This is a genomic window from Pseudomonas sp. GW822-FHT04H02, assembly GCF_058800645.1.
This window is the reverse complement of sequence record NZ_JBXAMM010000006.1, coordinates 183,427-209,141: the sequence shown is the minus strand read 5'-3', so window position 1 is coordinate 209,141 and position 25,715 is coordinate 183,427. Positions and strand designations below refer to the sequence as shown.

Below are 25,715 nucleotides of genomic sequence, written 5' to 3'. Positions count from 1 at the left end.
TTAGCCGATCGCCTTCAGGTGCACGGCAAAACGTTCTGCCAGCCAGTGCGCCGCGGGGCCCAGAGGTTCGTCACGGCGCCAGGCCAGCTCCACCACCAGTGCCGGGGGCGTCCATTGGCTGGCCAGCTCCACCATCTGGTTCTGATAGGCCGGGTACTGCACCACATGCCGTGGCAGCCAGGCCCAGCCCAGCCCGCGCATCAGCCATTCGGCCAGGACGTAGAAGCTGTCAGCCCGCCAGACCTGGGGGCTGACCTGCTCACCACCGGGGTAGCCACTGGCTTGCGGAGCGATGAGCAACTGCCGGTGTAGCGCCAGCAACTGGCGGTTGACCCTTTTTTCATGGGCCAGCGGATGCCCCACGGCGCAGACAGTGACCATCTCCACACTGCCCAGGGCCCGGCGCTCCAAAGTTTCCGGCATCTGCTCATGGTGAAACAGCAACCCCAGGTCGGCCCGGCGCTCCACCAGTTTGCGCGCTACGTCGCCCTGGGCCCCGCTGGCCAGTTGCACCTCCAGGCTGGGAAAGTGTTCCGCCAAAGCCTCCAGGCTGTCGAGCACCGGCTGATAGGGCATCGCTTCGTCCTGGGCCAGGCGCAACCGCGCCTCCTGGCCGCGCATCAAGGCCAGCGCCCGGCCATTGAGGCGGTCGCACTGGCGCAGGATCTCCCGCGCTTCCTGCAACAGTGCACTGCCCGCCTCCGTCAGCCTTGGCTGGCGGCCACTGCTGCGTTCGAACAGGCTCACTCCCAGGTCATCCTCCAACTGGGCGATGGCACTGCTGATGGCCGATTGCGCCTTGCGCTGCTGGCGGGCCACGGCAGAAAACGAACGCAGTTCGGCGACCCCGACAAACAGGCGCAACTGCTCCAGGTTCCATTGCATGTTCATGGCACAACCTATCTATCATCCAGATAGGTAATGACTTTACCCCATCTGAACTTTCTCTAGAATGCCGACCTCATAAAGCAGTCCCAGCCCCGAGGAACCCTCCCATGAACGCTTACTACTACCTGGCTATCGCCATCTGCGCGGAAGTGATCGCCACTGTTTCAATGAAAGCGGTCAAGGGCCTGAGCACTCCGCTGCCCCTGGCATTGATCATCGTCGGCTACGGCGTGGCCTTCTGGATGCTGACCCTGGTGGTGCGTACGGTGCCGGTGGGCGTGGCCTACGCGGTATGGGCCGGCATGGGCATCGTCATGGTGAGCATCGCCGCGCTGTTTCTGTACGGCCAGAAGCTGGATATCCCGGCGATGCTGGGCATGGCGCTGATCGTCCTCGGCGTGGTGGTGATCCAGTTGTTCTCGAAAACCGCCGGGCACTAGAAAGCAGCCTCACGCCACACGCCTCAAGCGGCCAGAGTGAGCGCCAAGCTTGCAGCTTGAGGCCTGAGGCTTGAAACTTGCGGCTTCGTTTTACTTACCGAGGTCGCTGCATGCCATCCGCTATTTCCACCGATGTGCTGATTGTCGGCGCAGGCGTCGCCGGTCTCTGGCTCAACGCTCGCCTGCAACGCCTGGGTTTTTCCACCGTGCTGGTGGAAAGCGCCAGCCTCGGCGGCGGACAGAGCGTGAAATCCCAGGGGATCATCCACGGCGGCGCCAAATACGCCCTGCACGGCGCCCTCACTGGCGCCTCCGAGGCCATTGCCGACATGCCACGGCGCTGGCGCGAAGCCCTGGCGGGCAATGGCGAGCTGGACCTGTCCGGCGTGCGCCTGCTGTCCGAGGCCCACTACCTCTGGTCCCCCGGCACCCTGGCCGGCAACCTCACCAGCTTCTTCGCCAGCAAGGCGGTACGCGGACGGGTCGATCAAGTCAAGGGCGAGCAACTGCCCCCGGCCCTGCAGGACAAGCGCTTCAAGGGCAAGGTCTACCGCCTCGCCGAACTGGTAGTGGATGTGCCGAGCCTGATCGAGCGCCTCGCGCACCTGGCGGGAGACAGCCTGCTGGCCGGGCAGAAGATCGAGCCCCTGCTGGAGAACGGCCAACTGCTGGGCCTGCGGGTCGACGGGCGGGAAATCCGCGCGCAACGCATTGTCCTCAGCGCCGGAGCCGGCAATGCCGAGCTGCTGCAAGCGGCCGGCCTGAGCCAGCCCGCCATGCAACGGCGACCATTGCACATGGTGCTGGTCAAGGGCCCGAGCCTGAAACCGCTGTACGCCCACTGCCTGGGCGGCGGGCCAAAACCACGGATCACCGTCACCACTCACCCGGCCGCCGACGGCCAGTGGGTCTGGTACCTGGGGGGCGATATCGCCGAAGCCGAGGGCGTGGCCCGGGAACCGGCAGCGCAGATTGCCGCAGCCCAGAAGGAACTGGGGCAACTGCTGCCCTGGATCGACCTGAGCCAGGCGCAATGGGCCACCCTGCGTGTCGACCGCGCCGAACCGGCACAGTCGGGCCTGACCCGCCCGGACAACGCCTTCCTCGCCGAGCAGGATCGCCTGCTGGTGGGCTGGCCGACCAAGCTGGCCCTGGCGCCGGACTTCGCCGACCGGGTCCTGGCTGCCCTGGAGCGCGACGGCATTCACCCCGCCGCCGCCCAGGCCCTGCCCGAACTGCCCAAGCCGCCCCTGGCGCAACCAGCCTGGGAGCAACTGCTGCCATGAGCCAGCCAACCCTGCACGATCTGCATCGCCCCTTGGGCAGCACCGGCCTGCTGGTGTCGCCCCTGGGTCTGGGCACGGTGAAACTGGGCCGCGACCAGGGCGTGAAATACCCCAACGGCTTCCAGATCCCCGACGACCAGGAGGCCCGCATGCTGCTCAAGCTGACCCGCGACCTGGGCATCAACCTGATCGACACCGCTCCGGCCTACGGCCGCAGCGAAGAGCGCCTGGGCCCGCTACTGCGCGGCCAGCGCCAGGAATGGGTGATTGTCAGCAAGGTCGGCGAAGAGTTCGCCGATGGCCTGTCGCGGCACGATTTCAGCGCGGCCCATACCCGGATGTCCGTGGAGCGCAGCCTGCAACGCCTGGAAACCGACTTCATCGACCTGGTGCTGGTGCATTCCGACGGCAACGACCTGGCGATCCTCGAGCAGTGCGAGGTCTACCAGGCCCTGGCGCAGCTCAAGCAGGAGGGCAAGATCCGTGGCTTCGGCTTCTCCGGCAAGACCGTAGACGGCGGCCTGAAGGCCCTGGAGCAAGGCGATTGCGCCATGGTTACCTACAATCTGAACGAACAGGCCGAGCGGGCAGTCATTGACTACGCTACCGCTCACCACAAGGGCATCCTGGTGAAAAAGGCGCTTGCCAGCGGCCACGTCTGCCTGAGCCCGGGCATCGATCCGGTGCGGGCCAGCTTCGAACTGCTGTTTGACCGGCCCGGTGTCGCCAGTGCTATTGTCGGGACCATCAATCCCTTGCACCTGGCCCATAACGTGTCGACTGTGGCGCAGGTCCTTGGCAAGAACTGATGCCGCCGACGCGGCCGACCCCGACGCAAGAAGGAGCCGAGATGTCGCGACCGCTCATTAGAAAGAACCCCAGCAACTTCAAGACCCTGCCCCTGTTCGTCGAAGCGACTCCCGAAGGCTTGAGCTACCAGAGCGTCGGAATGCCGCTGAACTTCGCCCAGACCCTGCAGCGCCGGCGCGCGGTGACGGTGGCCGACAATCAGCGCTTCGCCCTGGAGCTGGCCAACCTCGGGGTCTCGGTGCGCCTGACCCTGCACTGGCAGAACCGCGACTACTGGGTGCTGGTGCGCCAGCGCCGCCAGGATCGCGGCGATGTGGTGCTCAAGCTGATTTCCGGCTATGTCCCGGCTCACGAGCTCAACCTGCCACTGCATACCGCGATCCAGGAAATTGCCGAGGAATGCCTGCTGGAAACCCCCGAAGGCTGGCTCGGTGGGCGCTTCAACGACACCTGGCTGCCCGCGCCCTACGCCGGCGCCCTGCACTATCGCGAGGCCCTGCCCTTTCGCCTGACCCCGCTGTCCGGGGCGGCGCTGCCGGTGCGCTGTGGCAACCTGCAGTTGCTGGAGCGTCCCCGGGCCTATGTGCACCTGCCCACCGCCTCACTGCAGTTGATCTACGACCTGCGCCTGGACGTGCCGAGGGAAGCCAAGTCCCTGAGCCTGTTCCACGTCGACGAGCGCCTGGAGGGCGACCAACTGGTGGCACGGCTGGACCGCAAGCGCCCGGACCTGTACCTGATGCCCCTGGACAACGGCGAGCCCTGCGCCGAGCTCTACACCCTGAAGAAAGACCAGTTGCATCCGGCCAGCACCCGCGGCCTGTACCTGGCGGAAAGCTTCGCCCAGCAGGAAGGCTGGGTGGTGAGTGACGAGCGGATTCGCTGGAAGGACTGGCTCAGGCAGCGGGGCCTGGAGCCACCGCAAAAGGCGTCGAAGCTATCGCGGCTAACCGGCCGGGCCCGGCAGATCCTGCGCAAGATCGTCCCCGGCAAGGCCCGGCGCCAGGGCTGAGGCAAAAAAAAGGCGCCTGCAACAGGCGCCTTTTTTGTGGACCGCAAGGCCGTTACTCGGCCTTGTCGGTCTTGCGGATCTTCTCGACGATAGCCGTGGTCGAGCTGTTTTCCACCAGCCCCAGCACCTTAACGGTGCCGCCATAGGCACCGACTATATCGGCACCTACAACCTGGTCGATGGAATAGTCACCGCCCTTCACCAGCACGTCCGGCCGAACCTGGGACAGGAGGTTTTCCGGGGTGCCTTCGGGGAAACTGATCACCCAGTCCACCGCCCCCAGCCCCGCCAGCACCGCCATGCGCCGGTCGACACTGTTGATCGGACGGCCTGGGCCCTTGAGGCGGCTGACCGAAGCGTCATCGTTGATCGCCACGATCAACCGGTCGCCCTGGGCTCGCGCCTGTTCCAGGTAGGTCACGTGCCCGGCATGCAGGATGTCAAAGCAGCCGTTGGTGAAGACGATCTTCTCGTTGTGGGCTCGGGCATCATCGATGGCCAGCAACAACTGGTCGAGGCTCAGCACCCCGCGCTCGGAGCCTTCCTCGCGCTGGATCGCCCGGCGCAGTTCGGGAGCACTGATGGCGGCGGTACCCAGCTTGCCAACCACGATGCCGGCCGCCAGATTGGCCAGGCCCACTGCGTGGGGCAGCTCTTCGCCGGCGGCAATGGCGGCCGCCAGGGTGGAGATCACCGTATCCCCGGCACCGGTAACGTCGAACACTTCCCGGGCCCGGGCTGGCAAGTGCATGGCCGGGTGGTCGGGGCGCAACAGGGTCATGCCATGTTCGCCACGGGTCACCAGCAGCGCCCCCAGCTCCAGGTCATGCATCAACTGCGCGCCCTTGCTCACCAGTTCGTGCTCGTCGGCGCAGCCGCCGACGATGGTCTCGAACTCGCTGAGGTTCGGCGTGATCAGGCTGGCGCCGCGGTAGATGGAGAAATCCTTGCCCTTGGGGTCCGCCAGCACCGGAATGCCCCGGGCCCGCGCAGCGGCGATCAGCACCTGGTGATTGCGCAGCGCGCCCTTGCCGTAGTCGGACAACACCAGCACCTTGATCCCGTCGAGCAGGGCATCGACCTCGGCCGCCAGGGCCAGGGCGTCGGTGGCGAAGGGTTCTTCGAAATCGATACGCAACAACTGCTGGTGACGGCTCATGACCCGCAGCTTGACGATGGTCGGCTGGTGCTTGATGCGCTGGAACAGCGCACGCACGCCCGCGCCTTGCAGGCTGTTGGCCAGGCTGTCGGCGGCTTCATCGTCGCCGGTCACGCCCACCAGGGAGGCCGGCGCGCCGAGGGCAGCGATGTTCAGGGCAACGTTGGCGGCACCGCCGGGGCGATCCTCGATTTGCTCGACCTTGACCACCGGCACTGGCGCCTCAGGGGAAATCCGTGAGGTACCACCATGCCAGTAACGGTCGAGCATGACATCGCCGACCACCAAGACGGGGGCTTGATCGAATCGCGGCATGGACAACTTCATGGAGCATCCCACATACAAAATGAACAGGGGCGCGATATTAACACAGGGTTGGCGCCGCCTAGTTCTATGCCTTGAATGGGGCCGACGAAGAATTCTTGCCGCTTATTTACGGGGCAGGAGTTGCAGCAGGCGGCGGATCGCCTCCGGCAGTGCCACGGTCGCCGTGTCGATCTCGCAATCGGCCTGCAACGGCGCTTCATAGGGGCTGTCGAGCCCGGTGAAGTCCTTGATCCGCCCCTCCAGCGCAGCCTGGTACAACCCTTTGGGGTCACGCCGGGCACAGGTGTCAAAAGGTGTACTGACGTACACCTCGATGAATTCCCCCGGGCCGAACAGCACGCGGGCGGCATCGCGCTCGGCGCGAAACGGCGAGATCGCCGACACTATGACCAGCAGGCCGGCGTCCACCATCAGCCGTGCCACCTCGGCCATGCGGCGGATATTCTCCTTGCGCGCCTCGGCCCCCATTCCCAGGTCACTGCACAGGCCACTACGAACGTTGTCGCCGTCGAGGACGAAGGTGTGCATACCCAACTCGTTGAGCCGCAGCTCCAACAGATTGGCCAGGGTCGACTTGCCGGCCCCCGACAATCCGGTCAGCCAAAAACAGCAGGGTTGCTGCTGCTTGAGGGCGGCCCGGGCCTCGGTGGACAACGACAGGCTGTAGGGACGGATTTGCGGGCGCTCCAGCGGTACACAGGCAAGCTTATTCATAACCGAGCATCTCGTAGTCGCGTTGATAGACCCGGCGCACCAGGCGCCGGGTGCGTACCGAACAAATATCCCTGACGGGGGTGCCATGGCGCTGCTGGGTGCTGTTGACATGGGGCAGTCGGGTCTGGACCTGCAACTGCTCGCACAGCAGTTGGAAATCTCGCTGCAGGTGCTCCTGATAGCCGACGAAATCCAGGGCCAGTCGGCCCAGGGAGTCGATGAGAAAATCGCTCTGGGCAGCAAAGTGCATCTGCTTGTGGATGGTTTCCGGGTGCAGCCAGCGGCCGATAAAGTCATCGAAGTCGCGGTAATGCCCTACCAGCGCCTGGGCTGCCTGGTCCCGTCGGCCGAGGCGATTGCCCCGCAGGAAAGCGTAGGCCGAGTAGGCGCGCTCCAGGGGGTCGCGCACGAAGGCAAACTTGAAGCTGCTGGAAAAGGCCTGGGGAAACTGCTGCTCGTACCAGTACAACGGCAGGTGCCCGGGCATCCAACCGTCGAACAATGCCGAACAGATGCTGCTGCCCGCGCACTTGGGGACATGAATGAACAGGCAGGAGTGCCGGGAGAAGGCATCAGGAAAGCGCACATTGGCCGACATGGACTTGTTCACCACTTGGCGATCCACCACCGACAGGCGCCCAAGCAGGAAATTGCGCTGGGTCTTGGGTAATAACTTCCACACAAAGCGTTGCAACATTCTGCTACCCACGCGAGAGGGATGGCCCCCTCGATCTGTTCAAAGATTCAGGCGGGAACCATAACAAGCGGGAAACGCAGAATTATTTAGGCTTGGTCAAGACTGTAAGGAAGCGGCTACAAATGATGCCAAGGTGCCTTGCACACCAAGGCCCCGGGGAGCGAGCCGGCTCGCTCCCCGGAACAGGTCAGGCGATTCCGCTGGGCGCGGGCTCTTCCAGGCCCATGGCATGCAGCCGCGAGTAGTAGCCGTTCTGTGCCAGCAGCTGGGTATGGCTGCCGCGCTCGACAATCCGCCCCTGGTCCATGACCAGGATCAGGTCGGCTTTCTCGATGGTCGACAGGCGGTGGGCAATCACCAGGGTGGTGCGGCCCTTCATGACCTTGTCCAGGGCGGCCTGGATGTGCCGCTCGGATTCGGTGTCCAGGGCCGAAGTGGCCTCGTCGAGAATCAGCAGCGGGGCGTTCTTCAGCAAGGCCCGGGCAATCGCCAGGCGCTGGCGCTGGCCACCTGAAAGCAGTACGCCGTTCTCCCCTACCTGGGTATCCAGGCCTTCGGGCAACTGGGCAATGAAGTCCATGGCATAGGCATCGGCGGCGGCCTTCTCGATGTCCTCACGCGGCGCACCGGCCAGGTCACCGTAGGCAATGTTGTTGGCCACGGTGTCACTGAACAGCGTGACGTGCTGGGTAACCTGAGCGATATGCCGACGCAGGTTCAGCAGGCGGAAGTCTTCGACCTCGGTGCCATCCAGAAGAATCTGGCCCTTGTCGTGGTGGTAGAACCGCGGAATCAGGTTGGCCAGGGTCGACTTGCCACTGCCGGAACGCCCCACCAACGCCACCATTTTCCCGGGCTCGATACTGAAGCTGATGTCATCGAGCACCTGCCGTTCGGTTCCCGGGTAGGTGAAACTCAGGTTGCGCACCTCCAGGTGCCCATTGATGCTGGCGCGCTCGACGGTGCCGCGATCGACCTCGGGCTCGACGTCCAACTGCTCGAAGATGCTCTCCGCACCCGCCACGCCTTTCTGGATCGTTGAGCTGACTTCGGACAGTTGGCGGATCGGCTTGGGCAGCAGACCGGCCATGGTGATATAGGCCACCATTTCACCGGCAGAAGCATCACCGCGCAGATACAGCACCAGGAACATCAGCACCGCCATGGCGCTGTAGATCACCAGTTGCAACAGTGGGGTGTAGATGGCGCCGGTACGGGTCATGCGCAGTTGCTTGTCGGTGTTGCCCTGGCTGGCAGCAAGAAAACGCTGCTGCTCATAGGTCTCGCCGCCAAAGCTGCGAACCACGCGATAGCCCTGGATGGTTTCCGAGGCAACATGGGTCACATCACCCATGGCCACCTGGATCTTCTTACTCTGCTTGCGGAATTTCTTGCTGGCGGTGCGGACCATGACCGCGATCAGCGGCAGGATGGCGATCATCACCAGGGTCAGGCGCCAGTTCATCCACAACAGCGAGGCGAACAGGAAGATCACGGTCATGCCTTCGCGGATCACCACCTTGATCGCGTCCGTCGCCGCCCCCGTGACCATGGTCACGTTGAAGGTGATACGCGAGATCAGGTGCCCGGAGTTGTGCTTGTCGAAGTAACGGTTGGGCAGGGTCAACAGGTTGTTGAACAGTTGCACCCGCAAATCGTGCACCAGCCCCAGGGATACCTTGGCCAGGAAGTAGTTGCCCAGGTAGGAGCCCAGGCCTTGCCAGGCAGCGATCAGCACGATCAGCAGCGGCACCGCTTGGAGCAACTGCATGTCGCGCAGATAAGGCACACCGGGAAACAGCACCGCCTGAGGGTTGGACAGGCCGTCGACGAAATACTTGAGGATGTAGCCGAGCATGGGCTGAGTCGAAGCGAAGATCAGGAACCCGACGATGCTGATGAGAAACAGACCAATATAGGGCCGCACATAGCCGAGCAGACGGAAGTAGATTTTCAAGCTCGAGGGGCTTGCGTCAGGACTGGAGTCGGTCATATCACGCGAATGTCGTCAAAAAGGAGGCTGACTTTAGCACAGCTTGTTCGCGGTACTGGCACTCCCATAGGCCCGAGATTGTTCAGCTGACCAACGACACCGCCAGCCATAAGTCGTTATGATTGCCAGCTTAACTTCCGGGATGAACGTTCAAGCATGCAACCCAATGCCCTTCACAACACGGCCAATCGAGTATTCGATTTCATTTGCCTGTGGATTCTGCCGATCGGTTATCTACTGCTTCTCTGTGCGATGTTCTTCCTGCCGGGGCGCAGTGGATTGCACAAGCTGTACTACGGACTGTTCAGCATCCCGACGCTGATCGCGCTGTGCATGCGTCCCGGCGAAATCAAGAACCTGCTGCGCGAGCCTATTTTCATCGCCGTCCTGCTGTTTTGCAGCTGGGCCCTGATCAGCCTGGCCTGGAGCCCGCCAGTCGATAGCGTGGCTGGCGAGTTCAAGACGCCCCTGCACCTGCTCATGCTCTTTGCCGGTTGCAGCCTGCTGCTCAGCTATCGCCGGGACATTGTGCAACCGCTGCTTTTCTGTGCGGCAACCGTGGCCCTCCTTGCCTCGCTCTTCAATCTGTATGCGTTCAGCAAGGTCTATGCCCCCGGCACACGCATGATTGGCAGCGGCGCCTTCGACAACCCTCTGCTGAGCTCCCACGTCTTCGGGTTCTTCCTGGTCTACTGGCTCTGGCTCAGCATGACCTGCCAGCGCATGCGGGTCCTTTTCCTCAGTGTCCCGGCCATGGGCATCATGTTCGCCACGGTGATTGCGACTGGCTCGCGTACTCCACTAGTGGCCTTGACACTAGCCGCTGCCTGGATCTGCTTTATCTGCTGGAACCGCCGCTCGTTGCTGCTGCTCGCGGCGATGCTGATTGGCGGGACAACCGTGCTGTTGCTGTTCTCGCAAATGCTGGGCGAGCGTGGCAACTCCTACCGCTTTGAGATCTGGGCACTGATGCTCAACTACATTGCCGCCCACCCATGGATCGGCCACGGTTACAACGCGGACCTGGTGGTAGATGTCGGCATTGGCTATCTCCTGGCAGAACCTCATAATTTTGCATTGGGCGTGCTGTACTACGTCGGCATCATCGGCTTGCTTCCCTGGCTGTTCATGCAAGCCTGGGGCTTGTTCAAGAGCTGGCAATTACGAAGCGCTCCGCTGTTCATCCTGGCCTCGACCTGGCTCATGTTCGGTATCGGCGCCGGCCTGACAGAGGGAGGAGGGATTCTTTCCCGGCCCAAGGAGCACTGGTTCCTGCTGTGGATTCCCCTGGCCCTGATTGCCGCCTTGTGCATCAGCCAGCGAGCCAGGCGCACACCGGCCCTGACCTGCCAGGTACTCACACCAGCTGCCGCCGAGCAGCTCACCGCCAACGCCCAGGTAATAGAATCCGATGGCCTCGGGCCCAAGGTCCTGCAGTTGGAGGATGGCAGCTTCTTCAAGCTGTTCCGGCCGCGGCGCTGGTACACCTCTGGCGGTTTCAATCCCTACTCGGAGCGCTTTGCCACAAACAGCGAGCAACTACGCGATCTAGGAATCACTACTCCAAGCATCCTGGGCTTGTATCGTCTCGCGGATGGCAGCAACGCCGTACGTTACCAGCCACTGCCTGGACGAACCCTGCGCCAGTGCCTGCACTCCGCGGACTCGCCGCAGGCGCGCGCTAGCCTGATCAAGAGCTTTGGCACCTTCATGGCCGCCCTGCACGAACAGGGCGTGTACTTCCGCTCTCTGCATCTGGCGAATGTGCTGGTCCTGGACAATCGTCAGTTTGGACTGATCGACCTGGCCGACCTGCGTGTTTACCCATCATCGCTGAGAACCTCATTGCGCCAGCGCAACCTGCGCCACATGCAACGCTATCCCGAAGACAGCCAATGGCTTTTCCAGGAGCACCTGAAGGCATTGCAGGAAGGTTACGCTCAGCGCACTTCAACCGAGCGGGCCAACCTGCTGCTGCAACCACCAGCAGCCAAGGGCCTCAAGGGCGCCCATTAGGCAATAGCCCGAATTGAACGCAAAAAAAGACAGCCTCTCGGGCTGTCTTTTTTTTGCGGTGTACCGCCCTTCCAGAGCGCCGTAGCTCTTCAGTCTTTTTCCAGAGGAGAAAAGAACAGGCGGGCCAATCCACGCCAGGTTTTCTTGTTCCAGGCCCTGAGGGGGATCTGTGCCAGCAGTTCGCGCGCCAGCTTGCGATCCCGATTGGAGACTTTGAGGAACATCGAACTGAGGAACTTGTAGCGCACTTCCTCATACAGCGGGTGGTCGCTGAACAGGGCGTAGGAACGCAGGATGTTGTCGATCATGAACCGGTGATTCTTGTAGGAATTGGTGGCGTGCTTGCGATACCGCGCCATCAACACGTTCAAGCCATCGATGAAATAGCCGGCCCGGGTGATCTTCAACTCGATCAGCAGGTCTTCAAGGCGGATATTCGGATCGAAACCGCCGACCTTTTCCAGGGCCTCACGACGAATCATCAGGGTCGGAGCCGGTGGATAGGGCTTGCGCTCAAGGAACATGTCGTCGAAGTCCAGGCGCCGGAACGGCACGTCACGGCGCTGGCGCTTCTCGGGAAACAGGTTGCCATCGCTGTCGATCAGCTCGATATTGCCCGCGCAGATCCCCACTTCAGGCTTGCCATCCATGTAGGCCACCTGAGTCGCAATGCGCTCGGGCAGCATGATGTCGTCGGAGCCGAAAGGCACGATCAGGCTGCCCCTGGACCGTGCAATGGCACCATTGAGAGTGTTGGTCAGGCCCTGATTCTGCTGGACCCGAAAGTCGAAGCCATGCTGCTCCTGCAGGCGCCGGATACGCTCGACACTGTCATCGCTGGAACCGTCATCCACCACCAGCAGCTCGATGTTCGGATAGGTCTGGTTGAGCACACTGAGAATGCTTTGCTCAATGTAGGGCGCGTGGTTGTAGGAGGCGATAATCACCGTCACCACAGGTTGCTGGTCTGTCATTGCTGCCTCTTGCCCGCTTGACTCAAGCCGGAGTCGATCAATTGCCGGTACTCCTCGCGGAACACCTCGATATCGTGTTCTTTCTGCAGATAGGCATAGGCCTGCTGGCCCTTGGCGGCCAGTTCCTCGTCGGACAGCCCGAGATAGGCATCCAGCGCGGCTACCAGCGCCGGCACATTGGCCGGCTCCACGGCCAGGCCGCCAGCCCCCTCGATCAGCGGCAGCATGGCCGGCACGTTCGAGGCGATCACCGGCAACTGCCCGCTCATGCCTTCAAGCAAGGCCAGGCCCAGCCCCTCGGCGAGCGACGGCATGGTCCAGATATCGAAGGCCCGCACGTATTGCAGGGCGTTCTCCCTGAAACCCAGCAGGTGAGCCCGGCCCTGCAGCCCCAGGCGCTCGATTTCAGCGCACAGATTGGCTTCCTCACGACCGGCACCAATGATTGCCAACTGAGTTTGCGGGTACTTGTCCTTGAGTTGAGCAAAGGCCTGCAGCAGATAGGTATGACCCTTGACCGGCACCAGCCGGCCCAAGGCACCAATCAGCCGCACATCGGGGGCCAGCCCCAGCAACTCCCGGGAGCGCTCGCGGGAATGCTGCAAGGCCTCTGCCTGTTCGATATCGATGGCGTTGGTGATCGCCCAGGTGTTCTGGTCGGTGAAACCGCATTGGCAATCGAGCAGGTACTGCTTGACGGCCGGGGACACACCGACAAAGCGCCAATGCCGATCGATCAGACGCTGGGTCTGGCGGCGCCGATAAAGCCGGTCGTACTCACCGAAACCGTGGGAAATTCCTATGCACAATGGCACCTTCAACCAGCGGTTGAGGGCCAGCATCATGTTCACCGGCTTGAAGCGGTTGCAGATCACCACATCGAACTTTTCCTTGCGGCAGAACTGAAACAGCCGCCACATGGCCCGCAGGCGCATGCCCTTGAGGGATTTGTCGGAAAACTCGAAATACACCGAATGTGCGGCGCGGCTTACCGGATCGTTCGGCCCGGGGCGCCCCCGCAGGAACGCTGCAGTGACTTCGTAACGCTCAGCCGGCAAGGCCTTGACGATCTGCTCGGCGAGGTCGGCGAAGTCGTGGGACTTGACGTTGTAGTCCGGCTGCAACTGCAGGACCTTGAAGCGCTGACTCATAACTATCCCCGGTGAAAACCTGTGGCATCGATGATCCAGGACGGCTCGCTGGCCAGGGCCCGAACCGACTGCGCATCAGGCTCTGACAACTGCGACCACTCATTGCGCTTCCAGCACACAAAGTGGAAATACGGGAAACTGCGGTCGCCGTCGCGGTCATTGGTCAGATGCCCATCCTTCCAGTACCAGCGCGTCGGAAAATCACGGCTGCCGTCATGCCACTTGATGACTCCGCCCGGCGTGCTGAAGGCCTCGGTGAACTCACTGCGGCGGCGCCATGGATTGAACTTGCCCACCAGCTTGAACAGCGGCTCAGGAAAATTCTTGCGCCAGAGGAAAATCCGACTGAACGCCCCTTCATCCAGTGCGTGATGCTGCTGGTCGGTAAAGCGCGTCTGCCAATCCTTGATCTGCCTGAACAACTCAAGCTTGCGTGCAGTATTGCGTATCAGGCACAAGTGCCCGGCGACACGCCGTTCATGGGTGGAGAACAGGTCATACCCCGCCAGGCGATCCGCAGTGAAATAGGCCCGCAGGTCACCGTAGACCAGGTCGATATCGCCGAAGGCCCAGAAGTCGTAGCCCTCCAGACGATCAATATGGATGTACCCCATTGCCGGCCTGATATCACAGAGCTTGTAGGCAGCATTGGGCGCAAAGTCGATCTCCAGGCGCCGGGATACCAAAGCGCAGTACTCAGCAAAGCTCATGCTTTCTAGCTTGACGTTCGGCGGCAGATTGTCCGGGGTCCCGCAGTCGCTGAAAAAGAGCCAGTCGATATCCGGATTCCGGCGGCAGCTTTCGAGAAAAAACGGCATCCAGAATGGCCAACGCCCGAAGTAGGGCATGAGAAACAAGATTCGCGGGCGAGGATTGATCACAAAGGACTCACTGTCGGATTGGGGCTACAAAACGCCCCCATGGTTATGTCGGTTTATCGCTGTTGCAATAGCCAGAACAGCTCATGGCGTCTGACCGCCTTGCGAAAGAACTCATTCTCCCCAAGTGCTGAAGGCATCCTACTGGCCATAAGCCATTGTATCGACCTGCGCAGGCGTCGCTTGAACGGCATTTTCGGTTGCAGGTCATGCATCATGCCCAAGGCCATGGCCTTGTCATACTGCTCGCCCTGGGACAGTGACAAGCACCAGGGGCGCAACACAGCCGTCGACTCGAACACCGGCGGCAACGCAATGCCTGCGCCCGAATCCCCCATGGGCCAGCGGTCGTTGTCATGCAGGTGATTGGCGTAGCCAAGGATAGTGGTCGGCTGCCAGGCCAGCCCTTCCAGGGCTTGCATGACCGCCTCGCGAGCACAGATGTGATCGGGATGAGGGTCCAGCGTCGGGTGCGGCAGCACTATCACTTCAGGGCGCGCCTTGAGCAGCAGCTCACGCAGGTCGGCCAGGAGATTGTTCCAGGTCGGCAACCCGTCCTGGTCGGCGGGCAGCGGGAATGGATTGAACTGGCGGAACAAGCGGATATCGCTCAGTTGCGCCTCGCGAGAGGCCACCGGCTGTTCAGGGGAGGCCTGCATGGCAGGCAGCTGCAGGCAGAAATAGCCCAACTGCACACAATGGGATTCAGGCACCCCGGCCCAGCGCGGCACAGTAATACTGTCCCAGGCCCGCAAGCGCCCCTTGATCCGCGCCGCCTCTGCCGGGTTCATGCCCATGGCCTGGTAATGCTCAGCCTCGATTTCGCCTGCGGTGAGGGTCACGATCCAGGCCTCGTCGGCCTGGCTGTACAGACCGAAGGCTGCCAACTCGGCATCGTCGGCATGGGGAGCGATCACCATCACCCGCTGGCGCCGGTAGTCGGGATCCCGCCAGAACATCAGTTGCGGCTGGATGCGGAGCCGACAGAAGCGCCCGCGCAACCTCAGCTCGCCACTGACCAGGGAACTGGCCAGGCCGCTGAGGTTGAGGTAGCGCAGGCCATTGACCCCGCGCTCGAACACCTGACGATCGGCAAGCGGACCGCCCAACACCTCAACAGCCGGGTCGAGAAAACGTCCCAGCCATGAACTCTTGACGTGCACGCCCAGAACCAGGGTTTCATTCCCGGCCAGCGCCAGCGGCGCCTCCAGCAACAGGTGACCCGCTTCAAGGCGCACAGCGGCCTGCTGGGCATCGCTGCCGAAGTCGTAGCAGTAATCATCCTTGGGCGAATAGAACAGATGATCGGCAAACCAGGCTTCATGGGCCAGCCAGGCCAATACCGCCAGCAATACCGGCGCCCACCAGGCCACCAGGATGCCGACCACCAATAGCAGCACCAGCCCGATCAACAGAGCGATTCGTTTATTGCGCCGGTGGCGCTTGAGCAGTTGTTGCTTGCGACTCATGGGCTGACTCACACCTGGAAAACCGGCACAGGGTTGCACCAACGGTCCTTGTATTCACGGTCGGCACGCCCGAAGGAGAAACGCAGTGGCTTGTTCAGGGCACGGGCCTGTTCCCAGGCACTCTGGGTGTTGAGAAAACTCAGCACGCTGCCAGGGCTGAACTCACGGGTCTCGGGGTCTACCCCACCGTTCACGTACTCGACGCTGATCCACTCCGGCGCTTCGACCCGGTAGATCAGTTGCACGGCAATCGGCGCGCCGTTGAGGAAGATCACCGAACCGATCAGCAGCTCGCGCAGGCGCTCCAGCACCTCGGCCATACGCTCGGCACCGGTGGCGGCAAAGCCCCAGCGGCGCTGGAACAGGTCGCAGTAGATCGCCGCCAGCTCGGGGCTGCTGAAATCACTGACCGGGCGTACAACTCCGCCCGCCTCTTCCAGCAGGCGCAGCTCACGACGCTGGTTGTAACGAAACTTCTTCGACAGCTCTTCCGGCGTCCTGGCCATGGCCAGCTGTTCAGCCTGGGGCTTGAGGCCGGTCAGGCGCCCCTCGTTCAATGCGGACAGGTAACGCCCACGATGGCGCAACACCGCCTGAGCATCGGCAGCGGCGGGCAGGATCAGTTCGGCATTGCCGATATCGAACAGGCCCTTCTTGCCGGCCCGCTTGAGCACGTCCTTGGACAGCGCCAGGTCGCGCCCCCAGGTGGCAATGGCCGCCTGCAATTGGCCGTTGCGCTCCCAGGCCAGGTAGCGCACCGGGATCTGCGCCAGGTCCGCCAACTGCTCCACCACCAGGGGATGGGTTGCCACACTGCCACCGAACCGCTGCCAGGCATCGGCGTAGGTCGATGCGTCAATGACTGACCAGCCACGTTCGCGCCAGCCTTGAAATCGATTGAGCATCAGCCCCTCGCGGTCAGATCGGTGACTTGCGGCAAACGCCAGAATACGTCGCGTACAGCACGGTCGGAGAAGCGCTCGCGCAGGCGGTCGAGCATCAGCTCGGCACAGACCCGGCGCTGGTGATCGTCCATCGCGGCCAGATGCTGAAGCCCCTGGGCCATATGTTCAACGTCGCCCAGGGGGAAGAGGATGCCCACCCCCTCGACCACTTCCCGGGCACCGCCACAGGCGGTGGCCAGCAGCGGCACGCCGGCGGCCATGGCCTCCAGCAGGACCATGCCAAAAGGCTCGTGGTCGGAGCTCAAGGCAAACACATCGAAGGCGCGGAAATAGCGTCGGGCCTGAGGCACCTGCCCGAGGAACAGCACGCGATCGGCAATCCCCAGCTCGCGGGCCAGGGACTTCAGGTCTTTTTCCAGACGCCCGGTTCCGAGAATCGCCAGTTGGCTGTGCGGCGGCAATTGCGGCAAAGCCGCGGCAAAGCCACGCAGCAAGGTGGCCTGGTCCTTGTCCGGGTGCAGGCGCCCGACGTTGCCGACAATCCAGGCATCGGCGGACAGGCCCAGCTCGCTGCGCGCCTGGGCAGCGTTCAGTTGCTCGGCCTGCAGTGCCTCAAGGTCGATACGGTTGTACAGGGTCTGAATGCGCTGCGCCGGCCATTTCGGCAGGCAGGCACGCATGTCGTCACGCACCGCATCGGACACCCCGAGCAGGCTCAGGCGCTTACGGAACAGTTGGGCGAAGAGCTTGCGGCTGCCGCGCTTGTAATCGGAAAACGCATGATGGACACCGATCACCGGCAAGCCGGTACCCAGCAAGGCGATATAGATCGGCTTGAAGCGGTGAGCGATGCAGAAGCTGAAATTGCGTGACGCGGCGATCTTGCGCAGGTCGCGGATGGCGCCCAGCTTCAGGCCGCGGATGGCCTTGGAGCTGTATTCCATGAACAGCACTTCATCAGACGCGCAGCCCGCGGCGACATCGGCATCGGCGGCCCCGGTGAGAAACACCGTGGTCACTCGATAGCCGCTGCCCGCGAACAGGTTGGCGTATTGCCGGGCACAGTCCAGGAACGGCCCGTCATAGCCGTGGCAGAACTGCAGCACATGGCGTTCAGCCGAGCGTGTCATAAGGGTCCACGCCGTCTTTGACCACCAGAATGTCTTCCATGATCAGGTACTGCAGGTCGGACCCGTAGAACATGTTCAGGGCATCGGTGGGCGAACAGATCATCGGTTCGCCACGGCGGTTCAACGAGGTGTTCAGCGACACGCCGTTGCCGGTCAGTACTTCCAGGGCCTTCATCATGTCGTAGTAGCGCGGGTTGTATTCGCGCTTGAGCACCTGGGCCCGGGACGTGCCGTCCTCGTGGACCACTTCCGGCACCCGGGTCTTCCACTCTTCAGCCACTTCGAAGGTGAAGGTCATGAACGGCGCCGGGTGATCGACCTTGATCATCTGTGGGCCGACGGTGTCGAGCATCGACGGGCAGAAAGGCCTCCAGCGCTCGCGGAACTTGATCTGTTCGTTGATCCGGTCGGCCACGCCAGTGGCGCTCGGGCAACCGATGATCGAACGGCCGCCCAGGGCACGCGGACCGAACTCCATGCGGCCCTGGAACCAGGCCACCGGGTTGCCATCCACCATGATCTTGGCGATACGCTCCGGGGTGTTGTCGATCTGCCGCCAGGCTGGCTTGTTCGGGTGGCGGGCACAGGCCGCGATCACGTCTTCGTTGCTGTAGGACGGGCCGAGATAGACATGCTCCATCTTCTCTACCGGCACCCCACGGGCATGGGAAACGTAAGCCGCCGCACCAACGGCGGTACCGGCGTCGCCGGAAGCCGGCTGCACGAACAGCTCCTTGACCTCGGGACGGGCAATGATCTTCTGGTTCAGCTTGACGTTCAGCGCACAGCCGCCGGCGAAGGCCAGCTTGCCGGTTTCCTTGAGGATGTCGCCCAGGTAATGGTCGATCATCTGCAGGGCCAGCTTCTCGAACAGCGCCTGCATGCTCGCCGCGTAGTGGATGTACGGCTCGTCGGCGATGTCGCCTTCGCGCTTGGGACCCAGCCACTCGATGAGTTTTGGCGAGAAGTAGAAACCCTTGCCCTTCTCTTTGTAGCGACGCAGGCCGATGACGTTGGCGTAATCGGTGTTGATCACCAGCTCGCCGTTTTCAAAACTGGCCAGGCGCGAGAAATCGTATTTGCTGGCATCGCCGTACGGCGCCATGCCCATGACCTTGAACTCGCCGTCGAGCATCTCGAAGCCGAGGAACTCGGTGATCGCGCCATAGAGGCCGCCCAGGGAGTCCGGGTCGAAGAATTCCTTGATCTTGTGGATCTTGCCGTTTTCGCCGTAGCCGAAGAAGGTGGTGGCGTACTCACCCTTGCCGTCGATCCCGAGGATCGCGGTCTTCTCCGTAAAGCCCGAGCAGTGGTAGGCACTGGAGGCGTGGGCCAGGTGGTGTTCCACCGGCTCGATCTTGACCTTTTTCGGGTCGAAGCCCAGCTGCTCCAGGCACCAGACGATCTTATTGCGGTAGCGCTTGTAGCGACGGTTACCCATCAGGATCGCGTCCAGGGCGCGGTCCGGGGCGTACCAGTAGCGCTTGGCGTAGTGCCAGCGAGCCTTGCCGAACAGGCTGATCGGGGCAAACGGAATCGCGACTACGTCAACGTCGGAAGGCTTGATCCCGGCCTGCTCCAGGCAGAATTTCGCCGACTCGTAGGGCATGCGGTTCTTTGCATGTTTGTCGCGCACGAAACGCTCTTCTTCAGCGGCGGCAATCAGCTTGCCGTCGATATACAGGGCCGCTGAAGGATCATGGCTAAGGGCGCCGGACAGGCCAAGAATCGTCAATGCCACAGGGGTCTAGCCTCGTTTAGTCTGCATGCGGGCGCGATGCGCCTTGAAAATGAAGTGTGCTCGCAAGGGGCGAGAAACAACGAAAGGGCGGGATTATAACGTAAAAGCAGGTGCAAGCCTCTAGCGGCGAGCGCCAAGCATGGGTTGGCACCCGCCGCGCGCCGTGGCCGCGGCGCAGGCAGCGGCCATGGGTCGCAGGTCAGGCCTCGGTGCCCTGGGCCGTCTTGGGCAGGCGCTGGTCAATCACTTGATACAAATTGCTGTCTTGCGGCCAATTGCGCATGAATCGTGCGCGATCACGGGCATAAGCCGGGGCAAAGCTGCTCAGGCTGGAGTGCTGGCACATGGAGTCGAGGTCTATCAGCGCCCAGCGACCCTCTTGCCAGAACAGGTTATGGCCCTTGAAGTCGCCATGGCTGATGCGCTCCTTGATCAGCTCGGCAAACAGCTGGTCCAGCGCCAGCAATTCCGGCTCCGGGGCTTGCCCGCTGTCCACGAAGGGTGCAAAGCGCTCGATGATGTCCGGCCCTGGCAGATGCTCGGTCACCAGGTAGGCGCTGCGCCGCAGCCACAGGAAACGCCGCTCCAGCAAGGCCAGAGGCTTGGGCGTGGCAATGCCCAGGAACGCCAGGCGATTGCCTTCGCGCCAGGAATGCCAGGCCCGGCTCGGGCGCCAGAAGCGCTTGAGCCAGTGAGCAAAGCCCTTGATGTTGTAGCGCTTGATCACCAGCGGCCGGCCCGCAACCTCGACCCGCCCAACGCTGGCCGCGCCACCGGTCTTGTACAGATGGCCCTGATCCAGCAGGGCGTCGGCCTGCTCCAGCACCGGCAGCATCGCCGCCTCTTCCTCGCGGCGGATCGCGCGCAAGGCGAACGGGCCGCGCTGCACGCTGAACAGCGTGCACTCGCGGCCGACCTTGTTGAGAAAGTCCCGCAGGCGCCAGCCCCGGACCTTGTTCACCTGCTTCTGCAGGGCTTCCAGGGGCAAGGCATGCTCGGCGTTGCTCAACAGGTAGTGCACCAGCAACTCTTCGGTGAACGGTTCCAGGCTCTTGGGCAACTGGGCGAAGAATACCCCGAGGTTCTCCAGGACCTTCTGCCGGGACAGGGGCTTGCCCGCCTCTTCGACACAGATCCCCGCCCCATCGATCAAATACAGCCGGCCATCATGGCGCAGCAGATTGTCCAGGTGCAGGTCCGATTGCCACAGGCCCTTGGCGTGCAACTGGCCGATAGCCCCGAGGGCCTCGGCCAGTACCTCAGCCTGCTCGTCGGCCAGCACTGGCAGAGCTTCCACCTGCTTCCAGGCGTCGCCCAGGCTTTGTGCGCCCTGCAGTAACTCGAACAGCAGCCAGCCGCCCTCGCCTTCCTGCAAACCGTCCGCCAGCAGCAAGGGCGTCGTCAGCCCTTGTTCTGCCAGCAGGCGCACACCCTGCAATTCTCGCTGGAAATGCCGAGCGGCCTTGGAGCCCACCAGCAGCTTGGCCAGCACCGGACGCCCGCGCCAGACCCCGGCCCCCACGTAACGCTGCCCCGGCAGCACCCGCAGCAGGCTCAGCAACTGCAACTGTGCCGGGCCGGCGGCGTCCGCCAACTCAAGGCTCAAGGGCAGCGTCGGGCTGCGCCCGCTGTTCTTCAGTTCAGACAGACGCATCAGCGTGCCCCCTTGTGGCTGCGCCGAGCACTGAGCCGCGCCACCCAGGCATCCACCAGGGAGCTGTCCTGAGGCTGGCCCACATAGGCCGCCAGCAGGCTGCGCACCTCATCGCTGCTCCACACCGCAGCCCGGCGCAGCAAGGGTTCCAGATCCTTGACCCGATCACGCTGGCCAAACAGCAGGGGCCGGGTCTTTTCCAGGTCGATCAACTGCGCCTGATACCCATCGCCCTCGGCCCGCAGGAAAATATGCTTGGGATAGAAACAGCCATGCACCTGGCGCAAGCCGTGCAGCTGCCGGGCCAGTTGCCCGCAAGCCTGGAGCACCGCCTGCCGCTGATGCTCGCTGAGCTGGTCCCACCGCAACAGCAGCGCATCCAGGTCATCCCAGCCATCCAGGGCCCGGGTCACCAGGATCGCCCGGGACTCGCCATCGACCTTGCGCATACCGAAGAACACCGCTTGCAAGGCCGGAATGCCCAACTGTTGGTAGCGGCGGATATTGCGAAATTCACGGGCGAAACTCGGCTCGCCAAAGGGCCGGTGCAGGGTCCGGGTCAGGTAGTTGGTCTGGCGCTTGAGGTAGAACCCCTGCCCTTCCACATCCAGGCGAAACACACTGCTGCTGCCGCCACGACCGGTATTGGGTTCATCCACCGCTTCCAATTGAGTGGCCCACAGCTGGTCGAAAGTGCCGAGGCCATTGCGCTCCAGCAGCGCACGCTCCTCGGACGCCAGAAAATCAGTCATTCACGCCCCTCGAAAAATCTCACCACGTGGCGAATACGCTCCTTGTCGGCGGCACTCAAGTGATCACGCTGACGATATTGCAGGTAGAAACGCAGGCGCTGGGTGGCCGACAGATGGTATTTGGCCACCTTATCCAGACAGGCCAGGTCCTTGGTGATCCGGTACTTGAGCCAGAAACCACGCCAGAAATCGCCGTTCGGGCAATCGATCAGGTACAACCGGTCCTGGTCGTCGACCAGCAGGTTGCGCCACTTCAAATCATTGTGGGTAAAGCGGTGGTCATGCATGACCCGGGTGTAAGCGGCCAACTGACGGCTGACGCCATCCACCCAACGACGGTCCTGCAGACGCGGGTCGTTGCGTTCGGCCAGCACCGAGAGATCCTCGGTACGCGGCAGCTCCCGGGTGATCATCGCCCCCCGGGAATAGGCCAGGCAGCGACGCTCCAGGCCCCAGGCCACCACATCGGCGGTGGGAATGCCCCATTTGGCGAAGCGCTTGAGGTTCTGCCACTCGAACTTGACCCGGGGCTTGCCCAGGTAGCGCCGCAGATTCTTGCCGGCGCCGGTATAGCGCTTGACGTAATAGTTGACGCCACCACGCTCGACGCGGATGACTTCGGACAACGGATCCCGGGTCAGGTGCTCGCCCTGCAGGGCAAACACCGCTTCCAGACTGCCGAAATCCTCCGCCAACGCCTGATAGGCCGGGTCCAGGTTCCAGCTCGCCATCAGAGTGCATCTCCGTACCGTTGCTTGCGGGCGTAGAGCTTTTCCGCCTTGCCTTCGAGCCAGGCCAGCAGTGCGGCCTCCTCGGCCAGAATCTGCCGCAACGGCTGCTGGAAGTAGCCCTTGAGAAAGCGCAGCTTGTCGCGGCGCGTCAGGCCGATATCCAGGGCCGAGAAATACAGCGCCGCCAGATCCTTGTTGCGCCAGCGCTGAGTGATCTTCGGCCGGGTCTGGGCCCGGTGCAGGTCGATCACCGAGAGCTTGAGCCCTTCGGGAGTGACAGGCCGATCGGTGTGCAGCAGGAAGTGGCAGATATAGCAGTCGCGGTGGTTGACCCCGGCACGATGCATCATGCCGGTCATGCGCGCTACCTCGGCGATCAGCGCGCGCTTGAGCGCAGGCGCCGGCGGCTGCTTGACCCAGCCGATGCTGAAATCTTCGAGGCTGACGGTCGGCGCCAGTTCCTCGGTGACGATGAACGAATGCTGGTCTGCCGGATTGGCCCCACGCTCGCCGTAGGCCACGGCGGTCATGGTGGGCACGCCCACCTGATGCAGGCGCTCCAGGGCGCGCCATTCCTGGCCGGCGCCGAGCACCGGCAGTTTGGCGGTGACCAGGTTCTTGACGATCTCGCCCCAGCCGATACCACGATGGATCTTCACGAAATAACCGCGGCCGTCGACTTCCGTACGCAAGGTACGGCGCGCTTCCAGCTCACGGTAGACCTGGCCCTTCAGGCCCTCGACAGCGTCGAACGCATCGCGTCCGGCCCAGAGGCTCTTGAAGGGTTCGGCAAGCATCAACTTCATCGGTGTTGCTCCGCCAGAATCACATCCGCAGCGTGCTGCGGCATGCTGTAAAGGTCGGCCGTCTCGGCGAACGCCAGGCCATTTCGGCTCCAGGTCGCGCGTGCAGCGTCGTCGGTCAACATGGTGGTGAGGTATTGATTGAGCTGCGCCTGTTCCAGCGGCTCATCCAGCACCAGGCCGCTCTGGGCCTCGGCAATGTAATGGGCATAACCGCAGACCGCGCTGACCAGCACCGGCAGGCCGGCCACCAGGGCCTCCAGCAATACGGTGCCGGTGTTTTCGTTGTAGGCCGGGTGAATCAGCAGGTCGGCGCCCAGCAGAAACCGCGGGATATCGCTGCGGCCCTTCATGAACTGCACCTGGTCGCTCAACCCCAGCGCAGCACTTTGCACCTGGAATACCTTGGGGTCGTCCTGGCCGATTACAAACAGTCGGGTGCGTTTTTTCAGCGCCGAGGGCAATGCCGCCAGGGCCTTGAGGCTGCGGTCCACACCCTTGGTCTTGAACCCGGAACCGATCTGCACCAGCAGCAGGTCGTCATCCTTGAGCTTGAATTCGCGACGAAAATCCGCCCGGATCTCGGCGGCGTTGGCCGGTGCCCGGCGGTCCTGGGCGATCCCCGGCGGCAGCAGATGGAAGCGCTCCAGCGGGGTGTCGTAGTGCTTGATGAACAGCGGCTGCTGGACCTCGGAGATCATCAGGATCTCGGTCTTGGCGTCCTTGGCAAACACCGCGCGCTCGTACTCGGCAAAGTGCCGGTAACGGCCCCAGCGCCGGTACAGGGAGTGCCGCAGGTTCTGTGCCTTGTCCTCGAAACAGCCATCGGCGGCGTAGTACACGTCCAGCCCCGGCATCTTGTTGAAACCCACCAGCCGGTCCACCGGGCGCTTGGCCAGGTCGGCCTCCATCCAGGCGCTGAGCTTTTCATTGCGACGATGGTTGAACAGCGCCTTGACCGGCGCCACCAGCACTTCAAAACCGGGAGGGACATCGCCTTCCCAGATCAGGGTGTAGACACGGATCTGATGCCCGCGCCGCTGGCACTCCAGGGCGATGCGCATGAAATCGCGCTGCAGGCCGCCGAAGGGGAAATACTTATAAAGGACAAAAGCCAATTGCATCAGCGCGGCTCCTCAGCCAGTAACAGGGTGCTCAGTCGGCTGGCGACACGCTCGGGATTCAGGCGAGTGAAGCACAGCGGCCACTCGCGCTTGAGGTCATAACGCTGCTGGTCCACAGCGGTGGGCTGATAGGTGCATTTCTTTTGCAGGCACGGCGCGCACGGGAAGTTGCTGCCCAGGTGGATCTGCACCCGGCCATAGGCGCCGGTCAGCCCCGGGTTGGTCGGCCCGAACAGTGAGATGGTCGGTACATCCAGTGCCGCGGCGAGGTGGCCCAGCCCGGTGTCCACGGCCACGCAGGCCTGGGCATCGGCCAGCACCTTGGCGACCCCGGCCAGGTTCAGCTTCGGCAGCACCGTGGCGTTTTTCAGGCCGCTGGCGATGCGCTCGGCGCGAGCCTTTTCCGCGGGATTGCCCCAGGGCAGCTTGACCTCGACGCCGAGCATGCCCATGCGTTCGGTCAGCTCGCGCCAGTAGGCCTCGGGCCAGTGCTTGGTGTCCCAGGTGGTGCCATGCAGGAACAGCACAAAGGGCTTCTTGCGCGGCAACTCCACGAGTTTTTCGACGTTCAGGCCATAGTCGCCCAGGCCCTGGGGCAGGTCGTAGCCCAGGGCCACGGCGAACAGTTGACGCACGCGCTCCACCGCGTGCTGCCCACGGGCCACCGCCAGGCGCCGGGAATAGAAGCGTGAAGCCAGAGGCTCGCGGGCCGAGTTCTTGTCCAGCCCAGCCACCGGGGCACGCACGTAACGGGTCAGCCAGGCACTCTTGAGCAGGCCCTGGGCATCGATCACCAGGTCGTACTTGGTCGAGCGCACGCTCTGCTTAAAGCGCCGCCACTCGCCACTCTTGATGGTCTGCCAGATGTTCTTGCGCCAGCGACGGATCGCCACCGGTATCACCTTGCCTACCGCCGGATGCCAGGTGGGAATTTCGGCAAAGCCCTCTTCCACCACCCAGTCGAACTTGATCCCGGGGATCGCCCGCGCAGCATCGGTAAGGGCCGGCAATGCATGGATCACATCACCCAGGGAGGACGTCTTGATCAACAGTACCCGCAA

At 63.0% G+C, this 25,715-nt stretch carries 23 protein-coding genes; 5 read left to right on the top strand and 18 right to left on the bottom strand.

Going from position 1 to position 25,715, the window contains the following annotated elements; genetic code table 11:
* Complete coding sequence (locus tag AC1RMG_RS25590) at nt 1-885, bottom strand: LysR family transcriptional regulator (protein ID WP_015633922.1); 885 nt, start codon at nt 883-885, stop codon at nt 1-3.
* A gap of 110 nt (nt 886-995) precedes the next feature.
* On the opposite strand from AC1RMG_RS25590, the gene AC1RMG_RS25585 reads away from it, so the two are divergent.
* The 4 genes from AC1RMG_RS25585 to AC1RMG_RS25570 all read left to right on the top strand — a co-directional run bounded on the left by AC1RMG_RS25585 (nt 996) and on the right by AC1RMG_RS25570 (nt 4,436).
* Entirely contained in the window at nt 996-1,328 is a 333-nt protein-coding gene (locus tag AC1RMG_RS25585) for a DMT family transporter (RefSeq protein WP_011058907.1), read from the top strand.
* A 110-nt stretch (nt 1,329-1,438) separates the two neighbouring features.
* A complete protein-coding gene (locus AC1RMG_RS25580) occupies nt 1,439-2,614 on the top strand; it encodes an NAD(P)/FAD-dependent oxidoreductase (protein ID WP_493170531.1) in 1,176 nt (391 codons plus the stop codon).
* Nucleotides 2,611-3,423, top strand: a complete 813-nt coding sequence (locus AC1RMG_RS25575) for an aldo/keto reductase (protein WP_015633920.1) — start codon at nt 2,611-2,613, stop codon at nt 3,421-3,423. The genes AC1RMG_RS25580 and AC1RMG_RS25575 overlap by 4 nt, the downstream gene beginning before the upstream one ends.
* Nucleotides 3,424-3,464: 41 nt before the next feature.
* Nucleotides 3,465-4,436: a hypothetical protein gene (locus AC1RMG_RS25570; protein WP_019093038.1), complete on the top strand. Its 972-nt coding sequence runs from the start codon at nt 3,465-3,467 to the stop codon at nt 4,434-4,436.
* Nucleotides 4,437-4,488: 52 nt separating this feature from the next.
* Here the strand turns inward: AC1RMG_RS25570 and hldE are convergent, their stop codons facing one another.
* The 4 genes from hldE to msbA all read right to left on the bottom strand — a co-directional run bounded on the left by hldE (nt 4,489) and on the right by msbA (nt 9,326).
* Nucleotides 4,489-5,922 carry a bifunctional D-glycero-beta-D-manno-heptose-7-phosphate kinase/D-glycero-beta-D-manno-heptose 1-phosphate adenylyltransferase HldE gene (gene hldE / locus AC1RMG_RS25565; protein WP_011058903.1) on the bottom strand — a complete coding sequence of 478 codons (1,434 nt, stop codon included), beginning with the start codon at nt 5,920-5,922 and terminating at the stop codon, nt 4,489-4,491.
* 102 nt (nt 5,923-6,024) lie between these two features.
* Nucleotides 6,025-6,636 (bottom strand): adenylyl-sulfate kinase, encoded by a 612-nt coding sequence (gene cysC / locus AC1RMG_RS25560; protein ID WP_493170529.1) that lies wholly within the window; start codon nt 6,634-6,636, stop codon nt 6,025-6,027.
* Complete coding sequence (locus tag AC1RMG_RS25555) at nt 6,629-7,333, bottom strand: sulfotransferase family protein (protein WP_262213893.1); 705 nt, start codon at nt 7,331-7,333, stop codon at nt 6,629-6,631. The genes cysC and AC1RMG_RS25555 overlap by 8 nt, the downstream gene beginning before the upstream one ends.
* Before the next feature lie 187 nt (nt 7,334-7,520).
* Nucleotides 7,521-9,326 (bottom strand): lipid A export permease/ATP-binding protein MsbA, encoded by a 1,806-nt coding sequence (msbA, locus tag AC1RMG_RS25550; RefSeq protein ID WP_183000692.1) that lies wholly within the window; start codon nt 9,324-9,326, stop codon nt 7,521-7,523.
* A 156-nt stretch (nt 9,327-9,482) separates the two neighbouring features.
* Here msbA and AC1RMG_RS25545 point away from each other — a divergent pair, with 156 nt between their 5' ends.
* Nucleotides 9,483-11,342 (top strand): O-antigen ligase family protein, encoded by a 1,860-nt coding sequence (locus AC1RMG_RS25545; protein WP_125062453.1) that lies wholly within the window; start codon nt 9,483-9,485, stop codon nt 11,340-11,342.
* Nucleotides 11,343-11,431: 89 nt separating this feature from the next.
* Here the strand turns inward: AC1RMG_RS25545 and AC1RMG_RS25540 are convergent, their stop codons facing one another.
* The 13 genes from AC1RMG_RS25540 to waaC form a co-directional block, all read right to left on the bottom strand.
* A complete protein-coding gene (locus tag AC1RMG_RS25540; protein WP_125062454.1) occupies nt 11,432-12,316 on the bottom strand; it encodes a glycosyltransferase in 885 nt (294 codons plus the stop codon).
* The gene (locus AC1RMG_RS25535) at nt 12,313-13,467 is read right to left on the bottom strand and encodes a glycosyltransferase (protein WP_125062455.1); all 1,155 of its coding nucleotides are present in this window, start codon (nt 13,465-13,467) and stop codon (nt 12,313-12,315) included. Before AC1RMG_RS25535 ends, AC1RMG_RS25540 begins: the two co-directional genes overlap by 4 nt.
* 2 nt (nt 13,468-13,469) lie before the next feature.
* A complete protein-coding gene (locus tag AC1RMG_RS25530) occupies nt 13,470-14,348 on the bottom strand; it encodes a DUF6625 family protein (RefSeq protein ID WP_493170525.1) in 879 nt (292 codons plus the stop codon).
* 53 nt (nt 14,349-14,401) lie between these two features.
* Nucleotides 14,402-15,814, bottom strand: coding sequence for a PIG-L deacetylase family protein (locus AC1RMG_RS25525; protein WP_368994655.1), 1,413 nt, complete (start codon nt 15,812-15,814; stop codon nt 14,402-14,404).
* Nucleotides 15,815-15,822: 8 nt separating this feature from the next.
* Nucleotides 15,823-16,719 (bottom strand): antimicrobial resistance protein Mig-14, encoded by an 897-nt coding sequence (locus tag AC1RMG_RS25520; protein WP_220223606.1) that lies wholly within the window; start codon nt 16,717-16,719, stop codon nt 15,823-15,825.
* Nucleotides 16,719-17,849: a glycosyltransferase gene (locus tag AC1RMG_RS25515; protein ID WP_161466565.1), complete on the bottom strand. Its 1,131-nt coding sequence runs from the start codon at nt 17,847-17,849 to the stop codon at nt 16,719-16,721. The genes AC1RMG_RS25520 and AC1RMG_RS25515 overlap by 1 nt, the downstream gene beginning before the upstream one ends.
* On the bottom strand, nt 17,833-19,590 hold the full coding sequence (locus AC1RMG_RS25510) for a carbamoyltransferase family protein (protein ID WP_011058891.1): 1,758 nt from the start codon (nt 19,588-19,590) through the stop codon (nt 17,833-17,835). The genes AC1RMG_RS25515 and AC1RMG_RS25510 overlap by 17 nt, the downstream gene beginning before the upstream one ends.
* Before the next feature lie 199 nt (nt 19,591-19,789).
* Nucleotides 19,790-21,244: a lipopolysaccharide kinase InaA family protein gene (locus AC1RMG_RS25505; protein ID WP_265577767.1), complete on the bottom strand. Its 1,455-nt coding sequence runs from the start codon at nt 21,242-21,244 to the stop codon at nt 19,790-19,792.
* Nucleotides 21,244-21,996, bottom strand: a complete 753-nt coding sequence (locus AC1RMG_RS25500; RefSeq protein WP_262211979.1) for a lipopolysaccharide kinase InaA family protein — start codon at nt 21,994-21,996, stop codon at nt 21,244-21,246. The genes AC1RMG_RS25505 and AC1RMG_RS25500 overlap by 1 nt, the downstream gene beginning before the upstream one ends.
* Complete coding sequence (locus AC1RMG_RS25495; RefSeq protein ID WP_011058888.1) at nt 21,993-22,727, bottom strand: lipopolysaccharide kinase InaA family protein; 735 nt, start codon at nt 22,725-22,727, stop codon at nt 21,993-21,995. The genes AC1RMG_RS25500 and AC1RMG_RS25495 overlap by 4 nt, the downstream gene beginning before the upstream one ends.
* On the bottom strand, nt 22,727-23,533 hold the full coding sequence (gene rfaP / locus AC1RMG_RS25490) for a lipopolysaccharide core heptose(I) kinase RfaP (protein WP_011058887.1): 807 nt from the start codon (nt 23,531-23,533) through the stop codon (nt 22,727-22,729). The genes AC1RMG_RS25495 and rfaP overlap by 1 nt, the downstream gene beginning before the upstream one ends.
* A complete protein-coding gene (locus AC1RMG_RS25485; protein ID WP_011058886.1) occupies nt 23,530-24,654 on the bottom strand; it encodes a glycosyltransferase family 4 protein in 1,125 nt (374 codons plus the stop codon). The genes rfaP and AC1RMG_RS25485 overlap by 4 nt, the downstream gene beginning before the upstream one ends.
* Nucleotides 24,654-25,715 (bottom strand): lipopolysaccharide heptosyltransferase I, encoded by a 1,062-nt coding sequence (gene waaC / locus AC1RMG_RS25480; protein WP_011058885.1) that lies wholly within the window; start codon nt 25,713-25,715, stop codon nt 24,654-24,656. Before waaC ends, AC1RMG_RS25485 begins: the two co-directional genes overlap by 1 nt.

What these genes read in the sequence shown, in the direction of transcription:
- AC1RMG_RS25590 (WP_015633922.1), bottom strand. Translation starts at nt 885, where the DNA reads ATGCAATGGAACCTGGAGCAGTTGCGCCTGTTTGTCGGGGTCGCCGAA.
- AC1RMG_RS25585 (WP_011058907.1), top strand. Translation starts at nt 996, where the DNA reads ATGAACGCTTACTACTACCTGGCTATCGCCATCTGCGCGGAAGTGATC.
- AC1RMG_RS25580 (WP_493170531.1), top strand. Translation starts at nt 1,439, where the DNA reads ATGCCATCCGCTATTTCCACCGATGTGCTGATTGTCGGCGCAGGCGTC.
- AC1RMG_RS25575 (WP_015633920.1), top strand. Translation starts at nt 2,611, where the DNA reads ATGAGCCAGCCAACCCTGCACGATCTGCATCGCCCCTTGGGCAGCACC.
- AC1RMG_RS25570 (WP_019093038.1), top strand. Translation starts at nt 3,465, where the DNA reads ATGTCGCGACCGCTCATTAGAAAGAACCCCAGCAACTTCAAGACCCTG.
- hldE (WP_011058903.1), bottom strand. Translation starts at nt 5,922, where the DNA reads ATGAAGTTGTCCATGCCGCGATTCGATCAAGCCCCCGTCTTGGTGGTC.
- cysC (WP_493170529.1), bottom strand. Translation starts at nt 6,636, where the DNA reads ATGAATAAGCTTGCCTGTGTACCGCTGGAGCGCCCGCAAATCCGTCCC.
- AC1RMG_RS25555 (WP_262213893.1), bottom strand. Translation starts at nt 7,333, where the DNA reads ATGTTGCAACGCTTTGTGTGGAAGTTATTACCCAAGACCCAGCGCAAT.
- msbA (WP_183000692.1), bottom strand. Translation starts at nt 9,326, where the DNA reads ATGACCGACTCCAGTCCTGACGCAAGCCCCTCGAGCTTGAAAATCTAC.
- AC1RMG_RS25545 (WP_125062453.1), top strand. Translation starts at nt 9,483, where the DNA reads ATGCAACCCAATGCCCTTCACAACACGGCCAATCGAGTATTCGATTTC.
- AC1RMG_RS25540 (WP_125062454.1), bottom strand. Translation starts at nt 12,316, where the DNA reads ATGACAGACCAGCAACCTGTGGTGACGGTGATTATCGCCTCCTACAAC.
- AC1RMG_RS25535 (WP_125062455.1), bottom strand. Translation starts at nt 13,467, where the DNA reads ATGAGTCAGCGCTTCAAGGTCCTGCAGTTGCAGCCGGACTACAACGTC.
- AC1RMG_RS25525 (WP_368994655.1), bottom strand. Translation starts at nt 15,814, where the DNA reads ATGAGTCGCAAGCAACAACTGCTCAAGCGCCACCGGCGCAATAAACGA.
- AC1RMG_RS25520 (WP_220223606.1), bottom strand. Translation starts at nt 16,719, where the DNA reads ATGCTCAATCGATTTCAAGGCTGGCGCGAACGTGGCTGGTCAGTCATT.
- AC1RMG_RS25515 (WP_161466565.1), bottom strand. Translation starts at nt 17,849, where the DNA reads ATGACACGCTCGGCTGAACGCCATGTGCTGCAGTTCTGCCACGGCTAT.
- AC1RMG_RS25505 (WP_265577767.1), bottom strand. Translation starts at nt 21,244, where the DNA reads ATGCGTCTGTCTGAACTGAAGAACAGCGGGCGCAGCCCGACGCTGCCC.
- AC1RMG_RS25500 (WP_262211979.1), bottom strand. Translation starts at nt 21,996, where the DNA reads ATGACTGATTTTCTGGCGTCCGAGGAGCGTGCGCTGCTGGAGCGCAAT.
- AC1RMG_RS25495 (WP_011058888.1), bottom strand. Translation starts at nt 22,727, where the DNA reads ATGGCGAGCTGGAACCTGGACCCGGCCTATCAGGCGTTGGCGGAGGAT.
- rfaP (WP_011058887.1), bottom strand. Translation starts at nt 23,533, where the DNA reads ATGAAGTTGATGCTTGCCGAACCCTTCAAGAGCCTCTGGGCCGGACGC.
- AC1RMG_RS25485 (WP_011058886.1), bottom strand. Translation starts at nt 24,654, where the DNA reads ATGCAATTGGCTTTTGTCCTTTATAAGTATTTCCCCTTCGGCGGCCTG.